18 protein-coding genes and 3 tRNA genes are annotated in these 17,817 nt (G+C 62.7%); 17 read left to right on the forward strand and 4 right to left on the reverse strand.

The window, feature by feature from the left end:
• Positions 1 to 94 precede the first annotated feature (94 nt).
• Both Bravens_RS04405 and Bravens_RS04410 read left to right on the forward strand, forming a co-directional pair.
• On the forward strand, positions 95 to 709 hold the full coding sequence (locus Bravens_RS04405; RefSeq protein WP_061941657.1) for a hypothetical protein: 615 nt from the start codon (positions 95 to 97) through the stop codon (positions 707 to 709).
• A 2-nt stretch (positions 710 to 711) separates the two neighbouring features.
• Positions 712 to 1,740, forward strand: a complete 1,029-nt coding sequence (locus tag Bravens_RS04410; RefSeq protein WP_062020645.1) for an inorganic phosphate transporter — start codon at positions 712 to 714, stop codon at positions 1,738 to 1,740.
• Between the two features lie 31 nt (positions 1,741 to 1,771).
• Here Bravens_RS04410 and Bravens_RS04415 read toward each other — a convergent pair whose 3' ends face one another.
• Positions 1,772 to 2,413, reverse strand: coding sequence for a YitT family protein (locus tag Bravens_RS04415; protein ID WP_231863979.1), 642 nt, complete (start codon positions 2,411 to 2,413; stop codon positions 1,772 to 1,774).
• 18 nt (positions 2,414 to 2,431) lie between these two features.
• Here Bravens_RS04415 and Bravens_RS04420 point away from each other — a divergent pair, with 18 nt between their 5' ends.
• The 12 genes from Bravens_RS04420 (at position 2,432) to Bravens_RS04475 (ending at position 15,501) form a co-directional block, all read left to right on the forward strand.
• Positions 2,432 to 3,631: an MFS transporter gene (locus tag Bravens_RS04420; protein ID WP_062020648.1), complete on the forward strand. Its 1,200-nt coding sequence runs from the start codon at positions 2,432 to 2,434 to the stop codon at positions 3,629 to 3,631.
• A gap of 64 nt (positions 3,632 to 3,695) precedes the next feature.
• On the forward strand, positions 3,696 to 4,514 hold the full coding sequence (locus tag Bravens_RS04425; protein WP_062020651.1) for a (Fe-S)-binding protein: 819 nt from the start codon (positions 3,696 to 3,698) through the stop codon (positions 4,512 to 4,514).
• Positions 4,511 to 6,019 carry a lactate utilization protein B gene (locus Bravens_RS04430; protein ID WP_062020654.1) on the forward strand — a complete coding sequence of 503 codons (1,509 nt, stop codon included), beginning with the start codon at positions 4,511 to 4,513 and terminating at the stop codon, positions 6,017 to 6,019. The genes Bravens_RS04425 and Bravens_RS04430 overlap by 4 nt, the downstream gene beginning before the upstream one ends.
• The gene (locus Bravens_RS04435) at positions 6,016 to 6,669 is read left to right on the forward strand and encodes a LutC/YkgG family protein (protein WP_062020656.1); all 654 of its coding nucleotides are present in this window, start codon (positions 6,016 to 6,018) and stop codon (positions 6,667 to 6,669) included. The genes Bravens_RS04430 and Bravens_RS04435 overlap by 4 nt, the downstream gene beginning before the upstream one ends.
• 242 nt (positions 6,670 to 6,911) lie before the next feature.
• Positions 6,912 to 8,204: an MFS transporter gene (locus Bravens_RS04440; RefSeq protein ID WP_062020698.1), complete on the forward strand. Its 1,293-nt coding sequence runs from the start codon at positions 6,912 to 6,914 to the stop codon at positions 8,202 to 8,204.
• A 258-nt stretch (positions 8,205 to 8,462) separates the two neighbouring features.
• Positions 8,463 to 9,251 (forward strand): ABC transporter substrate-binding protein, encoded by a 789-nt coding sequence (locus Bravens_RS04445; RefSeq protein WP_062020659.1) that lies wholly within the window; start codon positions 8,463 to 8,465, stop codon positions 9,249 to 9,251.
• A gap of 134 nt (positions 9,252 to 9,385) precedes the next feature.
• The gene (locus Bravens_RS04450) at positions 9,386 to 10,201 is read left to right on the forward strand and encodes an ABC transporter substrate-binding protein (protein WP_062020662.1); all 816 of its coding nucleotides are present in this window, start codon (positions 9,386 to 9,388) and stop codon (positions 10,199 to 10,201) included.
• Positions 10,202 to 10,290: 89 nt separating this feature from the next.
• The gene (locus Bravens_RS04455; RefSeq protein WP_062020666.1) at positions 10,291 to 11,085 is read left to right on the forward strand and encodes an amino acid ABC transporter permease; all 795 of its coding nucleotides are present in this window, start codon (positions 10,291 to 10,293) and stop codon (positions 11,083 to 11,085) included.
• Position 11,086: 1 nt separating this feature from the next.
• Positions 11,087 to 11,860: an amino acid ABC transporter ATP-binding protein gene (locus Bravens_RS04460; protein WP_062020675.1), complete on the forward strand. Its 774-nt coding sequence runs from the start codon at positions 11,087 to 11,089 to the stop codon at positions 11,858 to 11,860.
• Positions 11,861 to 11,886: 26 nt separating this feature from the next.
• Positions 11,887 to 13,563 carry an amidohydrolase gene (locus tag Bravens_RS04465; protein WP_062020679.1) on the forward strand — a complete coding sequence of 559 codons (1,677 nt, stop codon included), beginning with the start codon at positions 11,887 to 11,889 and terminating at the stop codon, positions 13,561 to 13,563.
• A gap of 28 nt (positions 13,564 to 13,591) precedes the next feature.
• Positions 13,592 to 14,827: a M20 family metallo-hydrolase gene (locus Bravens_RS04470; RefSeq protein WP_019175862.1), complete on the forward strand. Its 1,236-nt coding sequence runs from the start codon at positions 13,592 to 13,594 to the stop codon at positions 14,825 to 14,827.
• Between the two features lie 2 nt (positions 14,828 to 14,829).
• Entirely contained in the window at positions 14,830 to 15,501 is a 672-nt protein-coding gene (locus tag Bravens_RS04475; RefSeq protein WP_082791030.1) for a YigZ family protein, read from the forward strand.
• Between the two features lie 46 nt (positions 15,502 to 15,547).
• Here the strand turns inward: Bravens_RS04475 and ybaK are convergent, their stop codons facing one another.
• From ybaK to Bravens_RS04490, 3 genes are all read right to left on the reverse strand, one after another.
• Entirely contained in the window at positions 15,548 to 16,036 is a 489-nt protein-coding gene (ybaK, locus tag Bravens_RS04480; RefSeq protein ID WP_062020682.1) for a Cys-tRNA(Pro) deacylase, read from the reverse strand.
• Positions 16,037 to 16,231: 195 nt separating this feature from the next.
• Positions 16,232 to 16,606 (reverse strand): thioredoxin, encoded by a 375-nt coding sequence (gene trxA, locus Bravens_RS04485; RefSeq protein WP_019175865.1) that lies wholly within the window; start codon positions 16,604 to 16,606, stop codon positions 16,232 to 16,234.
• A 116-nt stretch (positions 16,607 to 16,722) separates the two neighbouring features.
• Positions 16,723 to 17,076, reverse strand: a complete 354-nt coding sequence (locus Bravens_RS04490; RefSeq protein ID WP_019175866.1) for a metallopeptidase family protein — start codon at positions 17,074 to 17,076, stop codon at positions 16,723 to 16,725.
• A gap of 177 nt (positions 17,077 to 17,253) precedes the next feature.
• Between Bravens_RS04490 and Bravens_RS04495 the strand changes: the two genes are divergently transcribed.
• From Bravens_RS04495 to Bravens_RS04505, 3 genes are all read left to right on the forward strand, one after another.
• Positions 17,254 to 17,326 (forward strand) — tRNA-Glu (locus Bravens_RS04495).
• A 32-nt stretch (positions 17,327 to 17,358) separates the two neighbouring features.
• A tRNA-Asp gene (locus Bravens_RS04500) sits at positions 17,359 to 17,432 on the forward strand.
• 62 nt (positions 17,433 to 17,494) lie between these two features.
• Positions 17,495 to 17,567 (forward strand) — tRNA-Phe (locus Bravens_RS04505).
• The last annotated feature ends 250 nt before the right edge of the window (positions 17,568 to 17,817 follow it).

Below are 17,817 nucleotides of genomic sequence, written 5' to 3' on the forward strand. Positions count from 1 at the left end.
GGGCTCCAACATTTGCCGCTTCGAGCGGCCTTCCGCCGAGAGGCGCACTCGGCCCGACACCACCCCCTACGTGTTGAATAGACGAGGACAGGACATGCCCCGAAAGGCCGCGAGCGCAGTTTTCTTTGATCTGCTCGCCCAACTGTCTTCCGCCATGCAGGAAGCCAACCTCGTCCTGGCTGAACTTTCCGGCATTGACGCCCCACATCGTCGCGAAGCACAAGCACAGCTCGAAATCATCGCGGGCAAAGCCGACGATCACTTCGATGCGCTGACACGCGCTCTGCGCGAGTCCTATCTCACGCCGATCGACCGCGCGCTGCTGTACCGGCTGGCCGCCGCTATGCGCGATTGCTGCTACGAACTGCGCTCGGTGGGCTTCGCCCTGACATCATCTGCTTTTGAAGAGCTCCCAGCGGGCGCACTGGAAATGCTTGCACTGCTGTCGAACTACGCGGACAACACCAAGCGCATGACGCAGCGGCTGCCGGCCAAATTCGACCAGTGGGAGTACACGGCGTCGGTGCACACCCTGTCCAAGCGCGCGCTGGCTCTGCGCCAGCAGCTGTCGGACACCGTGCCGGCTTCGCGCAAAGGATCCGTGTACCTCAGCGCCGCTATCCAGCTGAGTCTGACGTTCCGGGACACCTGCAATGCCTTCCAGGAGGTCGGCCGCATCGTGGCAGAGATTGCTCTGACGGAATCCTGACCGTGGACCCTCTGCTTCTGGCCGCCGGCCTTCTGTGCTTGGCTTTCGGTGTTTCCAACGGCTTCCACGATGCCGGTGTGCAGGTGGGCAATGCGGTGGCCACGCGCACGCTGCGCCCCCGCCAGGCTCTCCTCATGTGTGCGGTATTCAACTTCATCGGCGCGCTGCTGGGGCAGGGACTCCTTCTGGCGCTGACGGGTCACCTGCTCACCGTGGACACCCTGGGGCACGATCTTCTGCTCATCCTGATTCCGGGACTGTTCGCGGCTCTGGTCATCAACACCTCGACGTATTTTCTTGCGGTCCCGATTTCAGCCACGCACTGCCTTTTCGGCGGTCTGCTGGGAGCCGGTTTCATCTACGGTGCGCAGCCGCTCAACACGGACCTGGTCGTGGATTCGCTGTTCCGTCTGGCCATCAGTCCGATTGCCGCGCTTTTCATTGCGTGGCTTGCGCTCACCCTGCTGATGCCGTTTCTGCTCAACCGTTCACCGAAGCCCGTCTTCCGAGTGTTCCGTCAGGGTACAGCCGTGGGAACAGCCGCCCTGTCTGTCGCCCACGGTTCGCAGGACGCGCAGAAAATCGGCGCCGTCTTCATTGCCGCGTGGCTCTCTTCGCGCGGCGACACCAGCATGAACCAGCTGCCGGGCTACGTGCTGTGGATCATCATCGTGCTGAGCGCCCTGGCCATTGCCGGCGGCACGCTCCTGTCCGGATGGCGTGTTGCCGACACCGTCTCAAGGCGCCTGTCGACCCTCGACCCGGTGGGGGCCGGCACCTCGACCATGGTTGCTGCCGTGCTGTCCTACTTGGCGGCGTTCGTTCTCCGCGTGCCGATCTCCATGAGCTTCCTCGTGGTCGGCACCAACATCGGCGCGGGGCTTGCCTCACCGCACAGCAGGTTCGCCTGGCGCAGTCGGAATCGTCTGCGCACCCTGGTGTTCGTGATATCAGTCTGGCTTATGGGCATGCCCGCCAGCGCTCTGCTGGCGGCGGCATCGGCGGTCGTCTTCAAAGCAATCGCCGCCTGAGCGGTCAGCAGCCTGCGAGCCTGCCGCCGTGTCAGTATCCGGTATAGCGGCCGGGCTTGTGGTTGACGGCGAGCACTATGTTGAGCACAACAACGCCGATGACGGAGACCAGCACCGTCTGCCACGGGCTGACGAAGAACGACGCCAACACGATGACGGCATCGAGCGCCATGAGGACCGAACCGGCGTTGAGCCCAGCCCGTTCCTGCAGGATGAGCGCCAGAATATTGAATCCGCCCAAAGATGCTCCGTGGCGGAACAGAATGAGAATGCCGACACCCGCAATCACACTGCCGGTGGGCACCCCGTAGAGAATCGGGAGGTCGTGAAGGCCGAGCATCGCCTCGTTGAAATCAGCCAGCACACCGACAACCGACACTGCCAGAAGGGTCCGCAGGGTGAATCCCCACCCCTTCTTCCAGATGGCCAGTGCGAAGAACGGCAGATTGACCAGCGGGAAAAGCACACCGATCGGCAGGTCGACAACATAGCTGACGAGCAGCGCCAGACCAGCCGTCCCGCCGGTGACCGCCTGCGCTGAGTGCAGAATGGCCAAGCCGATGGACGTCAGGTAGCTGCCGGTGATGAATCCCAGCATGTTTTCGTACCAGCGGTGGCGCACCGGGGCGGGAAAAGCCGGCGGTGACACTGGGTTTTCAGCAGAATTCGGCACTGAGCAATAATAACCAGCATGCCCCAGCAGCACTCGCGCGGAAGAATCATCGCGGCCATCACCGCTCTGGCGGTCGGCACCTTCGGCATTGGGACAACCGAATTCGCCACAATGGGTCTGCTTCCGAACATTGCGGAAGCGTTTTCGACGTCGATCACCCACGCCGGTTCCGCTGTCACCCTGTACGCGCTCGGTGTTGTCATCGGCGCCCCGGTCATCACGGCACTCGGGGCGAAGCTCAACCGCAAAATGCTGCTGGTGGTCCTGGCCGCCATCTTCACCCTCGGCAATGTCGCAGTCGCGGCAGCTCCCACAATGCCGATCCTGCTGGCCGCCCGCTTCTTCACGGGTCTGCCGCACGGAGCCTATTTCGGCCTTGCCGCGGTCGCCGCTGCCGGAATCGTCCAGGAGGGAAGACGCGCTCGCGCCATGGCCGCCGTCGGTTTGGGGCTCACAGTTGCCGCAATCCTCGGTGTTCCCGCGGCAACCGCTGTTGGGTCCCACCTCGACTGGCGACTCGCCTATCTGCTGATTGCCGCGATTGGCGCAGTTACCGTCGTGGCAATCATCCTCATCGTCCCCGCGGTGCAGCCGACGGTCCCGCCGTCGGTCCGCGGTGAGGTGCGCTCCCTGGCGAACCCGCAGGTCATCTTCACCCTGCTGGCCGGAGCAGTCGGATTCGGCGGCATGTTCGCCGTCTACACCTACATCGCACCCGTCGTCACAGACCTGGCCCACCTTCCCGGTTCGGCCGTGCCGTGGATCCTTGTGACATACGGGGCAGGCATGACGGTCGGCCAGATGATTGCGGGGCCTTTGGCTGATGCCTCTATCGAACGAGGTGCCGTCACCGGGGCCTCTCTCATGGGGTCTTCCCTGGTTGTCTTCGCGTTCACGGCTCACCTTCCCGTGATGCTTTTCCTGTGCGTGTTCACACTGGGGATCTCCGGGTCTGTTTTCGTCACCGCCCTGCAGATGCGGCTGCTGCGCGACTCACACGATGCCCCGAACCTGTCAGCAGCTATGAACCACGCCGCGTTCAACACCGCCAATGCGGCGGGCGCGTGGCTTGGCGGGATTGTTCTGGCCGCCGGGTACGGCCTGCGGTCGCCCGCTATTGTCGGCATCGGCCTCAATGTGGTCGGCCTGGCGCTTCTGCTGACCGCCATTGCACTGCATCGCAGATCACGCGCTTCACGCCAAGTCCTGTCGCTGTAATTCCGCTAGGCTGAAACTGTGAGCAGTGCCATGCCGCGCACTGCCGAACACGAGAGGAGCAGCCATGCGGATTGCCCTGTTCGCCACGTGCATTGTGGACGCGATGTACCCGGAAACGGCGAAAGCAACCGTCGCGATCCTGGAGCGTTTGGGCCACACCGTGATCTTTCCCCGCAAGCAGGCGTGCTGCGGACAGATGCACATCAACTCCGGTGCTTTCGCCCAGGCCTACCCGGTCGTGAAGAACCACGTCGAAGCATTCGAATCAGAAGAATGGGATTGGGCGGTCGCCCCGTCGGGGTCTTGTGTCGCTTCGCTGGGCCACCAGCACGGCATGATCGCCGAATCGCAGAACGACGAATCCCTCAAGTCCCGTGCCGACGACATCGCCGGGCGCACTCTTGAACTCGCGCAGTTCCTCACGGATGTTGCCGGGGTGACGAACTCGGCTGAGGATCTCGGCTCCTACTTCCCCCACACGATTGCCTACCACCCGTCGTGCCACGGTATGCGCCTGCTGCGCTTGGGCGACCGGCAGGAGCGTCTGCTTTCGACCGTGGAGGGCGCGACCGTCGTTGCGCCGCAGAACCAAGACTCGTGCTGCGGCTTCGGCGGCACGTTCTCCGTGAAGAACCCGCAGGTGTCCACCGCGATGCTCCAGGACAAGGTCGAAGCCCTCGTCTCGACCGGCGCTTCGGTGTGCTCCGGCGGCGATGCCAGCTGCCTCATGCACATAGGGGGCGGCCTGCAGCGGCAGGAGGAGCTCATGCCGGCCATGGGCGAACCTCCCGCGACCGTGCACATGGCCCGCATTCTCGCCTCGACAAAGGACAATCCGCTCGTGCTCGACCGCAGCATGGTCACAGGAGGTTCCCTGCGATGACTCAGACATTCCTCGGCATCCCATCCGTTCCACCGCCGGGCAAGGGCTTCCTCACGGAGGCCACCCCGTTTCCAGAAGTAGCTGAACACGAACTGACGAACGCGCAGCTGCGCGCGTCGCTGACCAACGCCACCGGAACCATCCGCCACAAGCGGAACCTGCGGATCAGCGAAATGCCGGACTGGGAAGCACTGCGCACCGCCGGCTCTGCCACTAAGGCCCACGTCATGAAGAACCTGCCGGAGCTGCTGCAGCAGTTCGAGGAGGCTTTCACCGCTGCCGGCGGCACGGTTCACTGGGCACGCGATGCTGATGAAGCCAACAAGATCGTCGAAGATCTCGTTGTCGAAAACGCTCCCGTACTCGAAGACGGCCGCCGCGAGGTCATCAAGGTCAAGTCGATGGCCACGCAGGAAATCGGCCTCAACGAGTACCTTGCCGAGCACGACATTGACGCTCTCGAAACTGACCTGGCCGAGCTCATCGTCCAGTTGGGTGACGACCGTCCCAGCCACATCCTCGTGCCGGCCATCCACCGCAACCGCAATGAGATCCGCGAGATCTTCAAGCGCGGCATGCCGGATGTTCCCGACGACCTGTCGAACAACCCCGAAGACCTTGCGGAAGCCGCGCGAAAGCACCTGCGCCGCAAGTTCCTCGAAACCAAGGTCGCGATCTCCGGTGCGAACTTCGGCATTGCCGAAACCGGCACACTGTCAGTTGTCGAATCCGAAGGCAACGGCCGCATGTGCCTGACCCTTCCGGAAACCCTCATCACGGTGATGGGAATTGAAAAGCTCCTGCCGAGCTTCGACGATTTCAGCGTGTTCATGCAGCTGCTCCCCCGCTCTTCGACCGGCGAACGCATGAACCCGTACTCGTCGCTGTGGACCGGCAGTGCTGACGGCGACGGCCCGCAGAATGTTCACGTGATCCTGCTGGACAACGGGCGGTCCCGCGTGCTGTCTGACGAAGCCAGCCGCGAAACCCTGCACTGCATCCGCTGTTCGGCGTGCATGAACGTCTGCCCCGTGTATGAACGCGCCGGCGGCCACGCATACGGTTCGGTTTATCCCGGCCCGATCGGCTCAATCCTCACCCCGCTGCTGACGGGAGTCGAGGAGGCGGCCAACGGCTCGCTGCCCTACGCATCGAGCCTGTGCGGCGCCTGCTACGACGCCTGCCCGGTGAAGATCAACATCCCCGAGCACCTGGTGCGCCTGCGCAATCAGGACGTCGAGGCAAAGGAAAAGAAGAAGCCGGTCAAGGTGCCCACCAACCAGCTCGATGCCGCTCTCAGTGCGGCCAGCTGGCTGATGAGTGACGGCGACCGCTTCGGCAAAGCGCAGAAGGCCCTGCCGCTGGCGAACCTCGTCTCGCCCAAGACCGGTGTGAAGGCACTGCCCGGTGTTGCCGGCAAGTGGACGCACTCGCGCACCATTCCCACTCCGCCCAAGCAGTCGTTCCGCGAATGGTGGAAGCAAGAACGAGGAGACAACGCATGAACGCCAAGCACGCAATCCTCGACCGCCTGGCCTCAGCGCTGGGCAGGCCCGTCACGGAGGGCAACACCGAACCCATCAGCAGCTCGGACATTCCCCGCGAGTACCGGACGACGGCTGATATGGGCGAGGCCGAGCGCATCGAGTTGCTCACCGACCGCCTGGTTGACTACGACGCCGGAGTTCACGAGGTGCCGCTCACGCAGGTGCCGCAGAAGGTCGCCGAACTGCTGGGGGATGCTGGCAGCATCGTCGTTCCGCACGACCTCGACTCGGGCTGGGCTGACAAGACCGATGCAAAGGTTCTTCAGGACTCGCGGGACGAGCCGCTGTCGATCGACGAACTCGACTCCGTCGACGCGGTCGTCACGGGTGCGACGGTCGCAATTGCCGACACCGGCACCATCTGCCTGGCTGGTGAGAACACCGGCCGCCGCGCAATCACGCTGGTGCCCGATCACCACATCATCGTGCTCAAGAAGAAAGACATCTGCACAATCGTCCCCGAGGGCGTTGCCGTGCTCGAAGAACGAGGGCTGACCACCTCCCCGCAGACGTGGGTTTCGGGTCCGTCCGCGAGTGTCGACATTGAGTTCCAGCGCGTGGCCGGCGTGCACGGACCGCGCACTCTCGACGTCATCATCACCGACTGATACAGCGTTTCCGCCGATCAGGGCTGCAGAACCACTGGGTTCTGCAGCCCTGATCGCGTTGTGGTCACTCGCCGCGCACAGCCTTCCTGTGCGCGGCGGGTGAACTTGGCGTGAGCAGGCTGAGAGTTTAGGCTGAGGAGCCAATCTGTAGTCCGCGCCACAGTCGGCGCTGCACACCGGGAGGCTCTGTGAGCACCACTCAGCCGTCAGGCGGCAATATGCGAACCGCCGCAATTTCCTCAATGACACCGGAACAACAGGAAAGAACGGCACGCAGGGCCGCAACCGCGGCCCTCGTCGGCACCGCCATGGAGTGGTACGACTTCTTCCTGTTCTCCACGGCCGCGGCCATTGTCTTCAACATCCACTTCTTCGCCTCCGACGACAAGGTCACCGCTCTGCTGGCCTCCTTCGGTACGATGGCGGTCGGCTTCATCGCCCGCCCCATCGGCGGCATCATCTTCGGCCACCTGGCTGACAAGGCCGGCCGCAAACTCGTCCTCATCGTCACCGTCACCGGCATCGGCCTGGCCACCGGCCTCATCGGCATCCTGCCGACGTTCGCCACCATCGGCGTGTGGGCACCCACCCTGCTGATCGTGCTGCGCATTGTGCAGGGCCTTGCCGTCGGCGGTGAGTGGGGCTCAGCCGTCACGGCGGCAGTTGAATCCGCTCCACCGGAGAAACGCGCACGCTACGCCGTCATGCCGCAGGTCGGTTCGCCCATCGGCACCATCCTGTCGTCCGGCGCCTTCTTCGTCATCGGCGTGCTCCTGCCGCCTGAAAGCTTTGAAGCCTGGGGCTGGCGCATCCCGTTCATCGCCGCCATCCCGCTGCTGCTCGTAGCTCTCTTCATCCGCCAGCACCTGGATGAAACCCCTGAGTTCCAGAAGCTCATTGCCGAAGGCGAAAAGGAATCGGTTCCGTTCTTCAAGCTGCTGAAGGAAGCACCGCTGGGCATCATCGTAGGCTTCATGACCACTCTGCTGGGTGTGGCGGGCTTCTTCGTCGTGACGACGTTCGCAGTGTCCTACGGGAAGAACTTCCTGGGACTTCCGGCCAACCTTATGCTCGCAGCAACCATGATCGGCGCCGTTCTGCAGATCATCGTCATGATCTTCTACGGCCGCGTGGGCGAGAAGATCGGCTCGGCGCGCGCTTCGATGATCGGCGGTCTGCTGACCATGGCGTTCGCCTTCCCCATGTTCTGGCTGGTCGAAACCAAGATCTCCGTACTCGTCATCTGCGGTGTTGCCGCGGGCATCACGAGCGTGTCGCTGTCCTACGCGGTCAACGGCTCGGTCATCACGGCCCTGTTCAAACCGGAATACCGCACCTCGGGTGTTTCGCTCTGCTCGAACCTCGCCGCGATCGTGGCAGGCTTCATGCCGATGCTCGCAACACTGTTCCTCGGCATGGTCGACGGCGCATGGTGGCCGGCACCCCTCATGCTCATGACGCTCGCTGCGATCACCGCGCTCGGCTCCGTGCTGGCACCGAAGGTCAGCCTGCAGATTGAGGGATACCGCCACTGAGCGGAATTTTCATACATCCAGTCAGCAGCAGCTGACAGCACGAAAAGCCGGGCCCCGCATTGCCGGGGCCCGGCTTTTTGCTGTCCTGGCACCTCGGCCCAGGTGTCGCAGAGAATTCGAGCCCCGCACGGGGCGTGACCGGCACCTCACCCGCAATGAGTTATTATTCTTAACAATGCATATTCATTAGTGGAGGCTCGAGCCACCCACCCGCACCACCACGGGCAGATTCCTGCCCCCGCACCCCTAGGAGCAGCCGTGAAGAAGATCCTCACCGCACTGACCGCCGTGACCGCACTGACCTTGACCGCATGCGGAGGAGGCGACGCCGACGACAGCGGCCTGGTCCAAAGCGGCAAACTCACCGTCTGCGCAACCGTCCCCTACGAACCCTTTGAGTTCGTCAAGGACGGCAAGACCGTCGGCTTCGACATCGACCTGGCCGACAAGCTCGCCGAACGCCTCGACGTGGAAACCGAAGTTCTGAGCACCCCCTTCGAGGGCATCCAGTCGGGAACTTCGCTCGACACCGGCAAGTGCGACATCGCAATCTCCGGTATCTCCATCACCGATGAACGCAAGACGAAAATGGATTTCACCGACCCGTACCTCAACGACAACCTCGGGCTGGCCGCCGCCAAGTCGGACGGCTTCGCGAGCCTGAAGGACGTCAAGGACAAGAAGGTCGGCGTGCAGGCAGCAACCTCGGGCGAAACCTACGCGCAGGACGAGGGCATCAACCCGGTGCAGTACGAAAACGGCGGGATGCTCACGCAGGCCCTTATGGCCGGCAAGATCGACGCCGCAATCGGCAACATCTCGGTCATCTCAGCAGCAACCAAGGCTGACGACAAACTCGAACTCGTCGAAACCTACTCCAACGGCGAGCAGCTTGGCGCGGCCGTCAAGAAGGACAACACGGAGCTCACCGAAGAGTTCAACGCAATGCTGAAGGAAATGACTGAGAGCGGCGAATACACAGAGCTCATTAAGCAGTGGTTCGGCGAAGAAGTCGCAGACAGCCTCAGCGTTGCCAAGGATTCCTGACCGCGCGGCAGGTAACGATTTCGCACTGCGGAGAAATATCTGCCGAAGAATTCCCCCAATGTGACCCGCGACACTGTATGGTCTGTTCCCATGGAGCGGCACGAATGGGCCTGCCGCGCTATTAAGGAGACATCGTGAAGAAAGCACTCTCGATCACCGCCTTCGCGGCGGCAGCATCCTTTGTTCTCGCCGGCTGCGGCGGTGGCGGTGACAGCACCGCAGAAGCCGGAGATCTCGATCTGGTGCAGAGCGGCAAGCTCACCGTCTGCTCTGACATCCCCTACGAACCTTTTGAGTTCGTCAAGGATGGCAAGACCGTCGGCTTCGACATCGACCTGGCAGACAAGCTGGCAGAGCGTCTGGAACTCGAAACCGAAGTGCTCACGACTCCGTTCGAAGGAATCCAGTCGGGAACTTCGCTCGACACCGGCAAGTGCGACATCGCCATCTCCGGTATTTCAATCACCGACGACCGCAAGACCAAGATGGAGTTCACCGACCCGTACCTCAACGACAACCTCGGTTTGGCCGCGGCGAAGTCGGACGGCTTCAAGAGCCTCGACGACGTCAAGGACAAGAAGGTCGGCGTGCAGGCTGCGACCACCGGCGAAACCTACGCCAAGGACAAGGGCATTTCGCCCGTGCAGTACGAAACCGGCGGCATGATGACCCAGGCTCTCATGGCCGGCAAGGTCGATGCCGCAGTCGGCAACATCTCGGTCATCTCGGCAGCAACCAAGGCTGACGACAAACTCGAACTCGTCGAAACCTATGACACCGGGGAACAGCTTGGTGCAGCCGCTAAGAAGGACAACACCAAGCTGACCGAAGAGTTCAACTCCATGCTGAAGGAAATGCTGGAGAACGGCGAATACGACGAACTCGTCCAGCAGTGGTTCGGCGATGAAGTCGCCGAAAGCCTCAGCGTGGCCGAAGGCTCCGAAGGCTGACATTCCAACCGAGGGGTGCCGCTCACCACGGGTGAGCGGCACCCTTTACCGAGCAGATTCCCCTCTTCCATCCCTGACCAGGAGGCACCGTGGCTCTGAGCATGAAGCAGCGCCGGCGCACATCCCTGACGATCCAGTACGCGATCTTCTTCATCGTTGTCATCATTCTGGCCGTCACAATCGACTGGCCGAATATCGTCGACAAGTTCTTCAACTTCCGGATCATGGCCCAGCAGTTCCCGGAAGTGATCACCACCGCGCTGAAGAACACGATCATCTACACGGCCCTGGGCTTTGTGTTCGCCATGGCGCTGGGCATCCTGCTGGCGCTCATGAAGCTGTCCTCGGTGGGCCCGTACCGCTGGGTCGCAACGGCGTACATCGAATTCTTCCGCGGCGTCCCCGCACTTCTTGTATTCCTCGCCTTCGGATTCGGCATCCCGACCGCATTCAAGGTCAACCTCGACAACTACCTCACGGTCATGCTGGCGCTGGGAATCGTCGGCTCTGCCTACATTGCCGAAACTCTGCGCGCTGGTCTGCAGGCTGTGCCGAAAGGACAGTACGAGGCGGCGCGTTCGCTGGGCATGAGCCACTCTCGGGCCATGATTTCGGTGGTCATTCCGCAGGCGTTCAAGATCATCCTGCCGCCGCTGACCAACGAAATCATCATCATGACGAAGGACTCGTCGCTGATCTACCTGCTGGGCCTGCTGCCCAGTCAGTTCGAACTGGCGCTGTTCGGCAAGAACGCCATCGCCGCACCGGAAGCCGGCCTGACGCCGCTCGTGGTAGCAGGTGCCTGCTACCTCGTCATCACACTGCCCCTGGGCTGGCTGGCCCGCAAGTTCGAATCCCGCCAGCAGAAAGCGAATGGAGCCTGACATGACTGCTGAACAGACCGCAGCCGTCACACCGGCTGTCAAAATCACCGATCTGCACAAGTCCTACGGCGACGTCGAAGTCCTCAAGGGCATCAACGTCGAGGTGCTGCCAGGCGAAGTCGTCTGCCTCATCGGCCCGTCTGGTTCCGGCAAGTCGACTCTTCTGCGCTGCATTAACGTGCTTGAACAGTCCAACAGCGGAACCATCGAGGTCGCGGGCTTCACCGCCACGGACCCCGACACCGACCTCAATGTCATGCGCCAGCACGTGGGAATGGTGTTCCAGAGCTTCAACCTGTTCTCCCACAAGACAGTTCTGGAGAACTGCACGATCGCGCAGATCCGGGTAGCCAAGCGCGCACCCGAAGAAGCACAGAAGATCGCCGTGGAGAACCTCAAGATCGTCGGCCTGGACCACCTCGCAGATCGCTACCCGGACCAGCTGTCCGGCGGTCAGCAGCAGCGTGTGGCAATCGCGCGTGCGCTGTGCATGAATCCCGACCTCATGCTGTTCGACGAACCGACCTCGGCGCTCGACCCCGAAACCGTCGGCGACGTTCTGCACGCCATGCGCCGCTTGGCAAGCCAGGGCATGACGATGGTCGTGGTCACCCACGAAATGAACTTCGCGAGCGAAGTCGCCGACAAGGTCGTCTTCATGGACGGCGGGGTCGTCGTCGAAATGGGTCCGCCGGAGGACGTCATCGGCAACCCGCAGCACAAGCGCACGCAGAGCTTCCTCAAGCGCGTTCTCGACCCTGACCACATGGAATAGGAAACCGTCCGACGTAGTATCGAAGCATGCGCCTTGATCTGAGAATCGACAATGCCAATATTCTGACGATGGAGCCCGCCGGCGACGCCGACCCCTACGGCACGCGCGCTCGGCTGGGCTCCATCGGCGTCATCGGGGACAGGATTGTGGCAGTGGGCGACGAAGCCCACGACGCCGCAGCCGATCGCGTTCTCGACGCCGACGGACGCTTCCTCGCCCCGGGCTTCAACGACGTCCACTGCCACACCGCCTGGTACGGCATGACCCTGTTGGACGTCAGCGTTGAAAAACTCGGCACGATGGACGCCGTGTACGCGGCACTCGAAGCCGCCGCAAAGGAAAAGGCTCCCGGCGAATGGGTGACCGCCACCGGCTTTTCGCAGAACGACTACGACGGTCAGTACCCGGACATTCAGGTACTCGACCGGATTGCGGACGGCCGCCCCATGTTCATCCGCCAGGTGTCCGGCCACGCTGCCATCGCCAACACGGAAGCGCTCGAACGCGCAGGTGTTTTCCGCGATGATTTCGAAACTCCCGAGGGCGGCAAGATTGTCCGCGACGAGCACGGCAAGCCCACCGGACTCATTGAAGAAACAGCGCAGGCCCTCGTGCAGGACCTCATCCGCCCCTATTCGCGATCGCTTCTGGTTGATGCGATTGATGCGGCCACTGAGTCGTATGCCCAGCAGGGGTTGACCAGCTTCGGTGATGCGGGCATTGCCGCCGGCTGGATCGGGCACTCTCCCACCGAGCTCGGCGCCTACCAGGAAGCCCGGCAGAACGGCCGCCTGCACGCGCGCGGCCAGCTCATGCCGATGGCCGATGCTCTGCGCCCCCTGCACGCTCACGACGACGATCAGAACGGGCTGGGGCTTGACCTGGGCGTCGTCAGCGGCTTCGGCGATCCCATGCTCCGCCTGGGCCCGATCAAGATCTTCATGGACGGCGCTATGAGCTCTGAGACCGCCGCCATGTACGAAAACTACGAGGGCTCAGACACGCCCGGTTACTTCCAGGACGACCCCGAGGTGCTGCGCGCCCGGGTCCTCGACACCTACCGGGCCGGGTGGTCGCTGGCGGTGCACGCGATCGGTGACAAGGCCGTCGCGAAGGCCATCGAATTCATCTGCGAAGCCCAGGACACCTACGGCTTCCCCGCCCAGCGCCAGCCGGGACACACGATTCCCAATCGCATTGAACACGCTGCCATGGTCAGCGACTCCCAGCTGAAGACCCTGCGCGACTACGGCATTGTGGTCACTCCGCAGGCGGCTTTTGCCGATGCGATCGGTGATGCTCAGAACGCGTCCCTGGGCGAGGCCCGCCGACCCTTGCTCTACCGAGCCAAGGCGTTCTTCGACAGCGGGGTTCTCCTGCCCGGTTCGTCCGACCGCCCGTGTGCTGACGGCACTCCCCTGCGCGGCATCCAGGCATTTGTTGACCGCCGCACCCGCTCCGGCGATGTCATGGGCTCGGCTGATGAGTGTCTCACTCCCGAACAGGCGCTGACCGCATACACCTCGATCGCGGCGGAAGCCTCCGGCGACCTCGCCGACAAGGGAACACTCAGCCGCGGCAAACTGGCCGACATCGTCTTCCTCGACGAAAACCCGGTTGCGGTTGACCCCACCACGATCAAAGACATCAACGTTGCGGCCACCATGCTCGGCGGCCGCTTCACACACGGAAATCTCGACTGACCCCGTCCACAGCATGAAAGGAGCTGCAGTGTCCACAGACGCGCACGCCCAGGAATTCCTCACAGACTTCGCCACCATGAGCAGCTTCGGGCAGACCGCCCGCGGCGGTGTGGACCGAGAGGCAATGACCGAAGCCGACGTCGACCAGCGCAACTGGCTTGGCGGCTGGCTGGAAGAGCGCGGCTTCAGCGTTGAAGTCGACAGGGTCGGAAACCAGTTCGGCCTGTACCGCTTCACCCCTGATGCGCCGTTCGTCCTGTTCGGTTCGCACATGGACTCCCAGCCGACCGCCGGTCGCTTCGACGGCGCCTACGGTGTGCTTGCGGCAGCGCACGCCGCCCACCGCGTGATCGAAGCCCACAAGGCTGCCGGAACCACCCCGAAGTACAACATCGGCGTGGTCAACTGGTTCAACGAAGAAGGCTCGCGCTTCGAACCTTCGATGATGGGCTCGGGCGTCTACACCGGCAAACTCGACGCTGACACGGTGCTCAAGACCGAAGACCTCGACGGAACGTCAGTCGAAGATGCCCTGCGCGCCGGCGGCTACCTCGGCACGGGCGAAGGCCCACAGGCTGCCGCGTACGGCGAGATCCACGTGGAGCAGGGGCGCCTCATGGAGGACGCCGGCAAGCAGATTGGGCTCGTGGAGGCCACGTGGGCCGCCCACAAGTACCACCTGATCGTCCACGGCGAGCAGGCCCACACCGGCTCGACTGTCATTGCTGACCGTCACGACGCCCTGCTGGGCGCGTCGCACCTGGTGATTGCGGCACGCGAAATCGCCGATGAGTTCGGCATCCACTCCTCGGTCGGGCAGATGGTCGTCCTGCCGAACTCGCCGGTCGTGGTGCCCAGCGAGGTGCGCATGCACATGGACTTCCGCTCCCCCAGCCAGGAAAAGGTCGAACAGGCCGATGCCAAGCTCAAGGAGCGCATCAAGCAGATCGAAGAGACCGCAGCGGTCCGCATTGAAGAGGGCACGGCGCACGCTTGGGACAAGCAGGCCTACCACGAATCCGGTGTCGAGCTCAGCCGTCAGGCAGCCGAAGACCTGGGCCTGTCGCACATGAACATCATGACCGTCGCCGGCCACGACTCAACGAACATGAAGGACATCGTGCCGACCGTCATGCTGTTCGTGCCCTCCGTTGAGGGCGTCAGCCACAACGAAGAGGAGTTCACCACCGACGAAGACATGGTCGCCGGTGTCGAACACTTCACCGAGGTTGTCCGTCGCATGGCCGACGGGGCTCTCGACTGAGCGTGAACGCTGAAGACTCTGCCGCACAGCTGCGGGAGGCTCTCGCGGAATTCCCCGTGGAAGCCTTCCGCACTGTTGCGGGTGCCGGCGAGGCGACGCTGGAGATCAAAAAGTCCGAGTTCATCGGCGTCATCGCCCCGGCAGCCACGGAAGAAGAGGCCCGGCGGATCATCGACGAACAGAAGCAGCTGCACCCGAAAGCCCGCCACTGGTGCACCGCCTACGTGCTGGGCCCGGACGCTCGCACGCAGCGTTCTAACGACGACGGCGAACCTGCGGGAACCGCGGGAGCACCGATCCTCGATGTTCTGGGCGGCAGCGGCCTGACGGATGTTGTTGCAGTTGTGACCCGCTATTTCGGCGGGGTTCTGCTGGGAGCGGGCGGGCTTGTCCGCGCATACGGTTCTGCCGCCTCTGAAGCTCTTGCGCAGACAAAGATCATCACCCGCAGTCTCATTGTCCCGGTCAGCGCACGCTTGGACTATTCAACGGCAGACACCGTGCGAGCACGCGCAGAGCAGCGCGGGTGGAAGATCATCGATGCCGAATACGCAGCGGATGTCACGATGCACGCGGGAGTTCCTGCGGACGATGTCGATGACTACGCGCGCATGCTGGCTGATATCAGCGCCGTTTCTGCACAGCCGATCATCGGCACACCCCGCGACGTGTAGCGGGCGGCGGACGCTGAGCCTAAAAGAAGCCGTCCCAGGATTTCAGTCAGTCGAGGGTCGCGATCCGACCGACTTTGGCCTGGGTGAGCGACACGACGTCGTCTGGCTGCATTTCCACCTGAAGGCCGCGTTTGCCTGCTGACACGAACACCGTCGGGTGGTCTGCAATCGTCTTGTCGGCAATGACGGGGTGCTGACGGCGCTGTCCGAACGGGCTCACTCCCCCGGTGGTGAATCCGGTGCGGCGTTCAGTTTCCGCCACTCCCGCCAGCTGGGCTTTGCGACCGCCGGCTGCACTCGCCGCGGCTTTCAGGTCGAGCTGCCCCGATACCGGCACCAGTGCGATCACCGGTTTCCCGTCGACGAGGATCATCAGGGTTTTGAAGACTCTGCCGTATTCGACTCCCAGTTTGTCCGCCGCTTCTGTTCCGTAGCGGCGGGCCGCCGGATCGTGCTCGAATTCGTGCAGGGAATAGGAAACTCCCTTGACGTTGAGCACTTTGAGTGCGGTTGTCGATGCGGTCTGGGTCTTCACGCGTCTTCCTCCTGCACGGCGGGCGTGCGGGCTCTTATCCGTTTGGTCTGCCGTCCACCATATGAAAACCCGCTCCCTCGTACCAATTCGCGATGATTCGCTCACTCCCGCTCTCCCCTTGCCGACAAACGCACGAGGTGGTGCGCACCCGGGTGCGCACCACCTCGTGAGCGGTGTGTATGGGAGGAGTCTGCGTCAGTTCTGTTCTTCTGCTTCGGCTTCTGCAATGGTGCGGCGGACTTCGTCCATGTCGAGGTCTTTGACCTGGCCGATGAGGTCGTCAAGGGCCGAACCGGGCAGGGCACCGGCCTGGCGGAACACGAGCACTCCGTCGCGGAAGGCCATGAGCGTGGGGATCGAGGTGATCCCGGCCTGCGCGGCCAGCTGCTGTTCTTCTTCCGTATTGACTTTTGCAAAGGTCACGTCGGAGTGCGTTTCCGAGGCTTTTTCGAAGACCGGCGCGAACTGGCGGCAGGGGCCGCACCAGGATGCCCAGAAGTCAAGAAGCACAATGCCGTCGGTCAGGACGGTCTCTTCGAACTTTTCTGCTGTCAGGTCGATGGTGGCCATGGCAGTCCTCCTTGTTGTAAGTCTCTGCTGCGGGTTTCTGCCTGCACAACGTACACACCGGGCCCGTTCATTCCAGGCTTGTTCCGGCCCACGCCAGCAGGCCCGAGCCGGGAAGTTCAGGCCCAGCCGAGTTCGTGCAGGCGGTCGTCGTCGATTCCGAAGTGGTGGGCGATTTCGTGGATGACGGTGACGTAGATCTGGTCGCGCAGATCGTCGTCGTCCAAAGCAAAGTCGATGAGGTTGTTCTTATACAGGCTGATGGTGTCCGGCGGAACGAAGCCATAAGCCGAGTCGCGCTCTGTGAGCGCTATGCCCTCGTAGAGCCCCAGCAGGTCGGGTTCGTCTTCCGGGGCGTCGTCCTCAATGAAGATGACGACGTTGTCCATGGCTTCGCGCAGCTCATCCGGAAGGTCGCTGAGCGCAAGTTCGACAACCTCGTTGAACTCGTCGTCCGAAATGCTCTTCTCCACGCTTCCCTCCACGGTCCAGTCTAAGTCTGCACCGGGCGTCGGCCCAGAGCCGGGAAGACACGGATAAGCCACAGTGGCAAAGGTCACTCAGCAGATCTCCACTCGGTTTTGCATTCTCTCAGAGCGGCCTATATAGTTATCTCTGTTGCTCACCGCGAAAGCGGTCAGAAACACCAGGCCCCCATCGTCTAGCGGCCTAGGATTCCGCCCTTTCACGGCGGCGACACGGGTTCGAATCCCGTTGGGGGTACTCGAAACTTCAGTTTCGACCTAAAAGAATAAGGCCCTGTGGCGCAGTTGGTCAGCGCGCCGCCCTGTCACGGCGGAGGTCGCGGGTTCAAGTCCCGTCAGGGTCGCGGAGCACAAGGCTCTTCTGCTTCAGAAGAGCCTTTGTTCTATCAACTGCCTGACAGTTGATGGCTCTGTAGCTCAGTTGGTAGAGCGTTCGACTGAAAATCGAAAGGTCACCGGATCGACGCCGGTCGGAGCCACAGTCACGAAAACCCCCGGAAAACCGGGGGTTTTCTTTTTCTAACAGTCGGCCGCGCCGTAGAAACCCCACACTTTCGAATCAGGCCTTACAGCTGACCCGCATGACTCCGCCAACCCTCGTGCCCCGTTACATTCATTCATAGGTCCTCACCAGAGGATCTGGTCGCTGGTCCTGGTATGGCTTTCTTGCCCTGTCACTGATGATCCGGGGGGTGTTGCCGCCAGGAGTCCAGGACGCGCGTTGACTGC

Source organism: Brevibacterium ravenspurgense (assembly GCF_001584615.1).
Classification (GTDB): domain Bacteria; phylum Actinomycetota; class Actinomycetes; order Actinomycetales; family Brevibacteriaceae; genus Brevibacterium; species Brevibacterium ravenspurgense.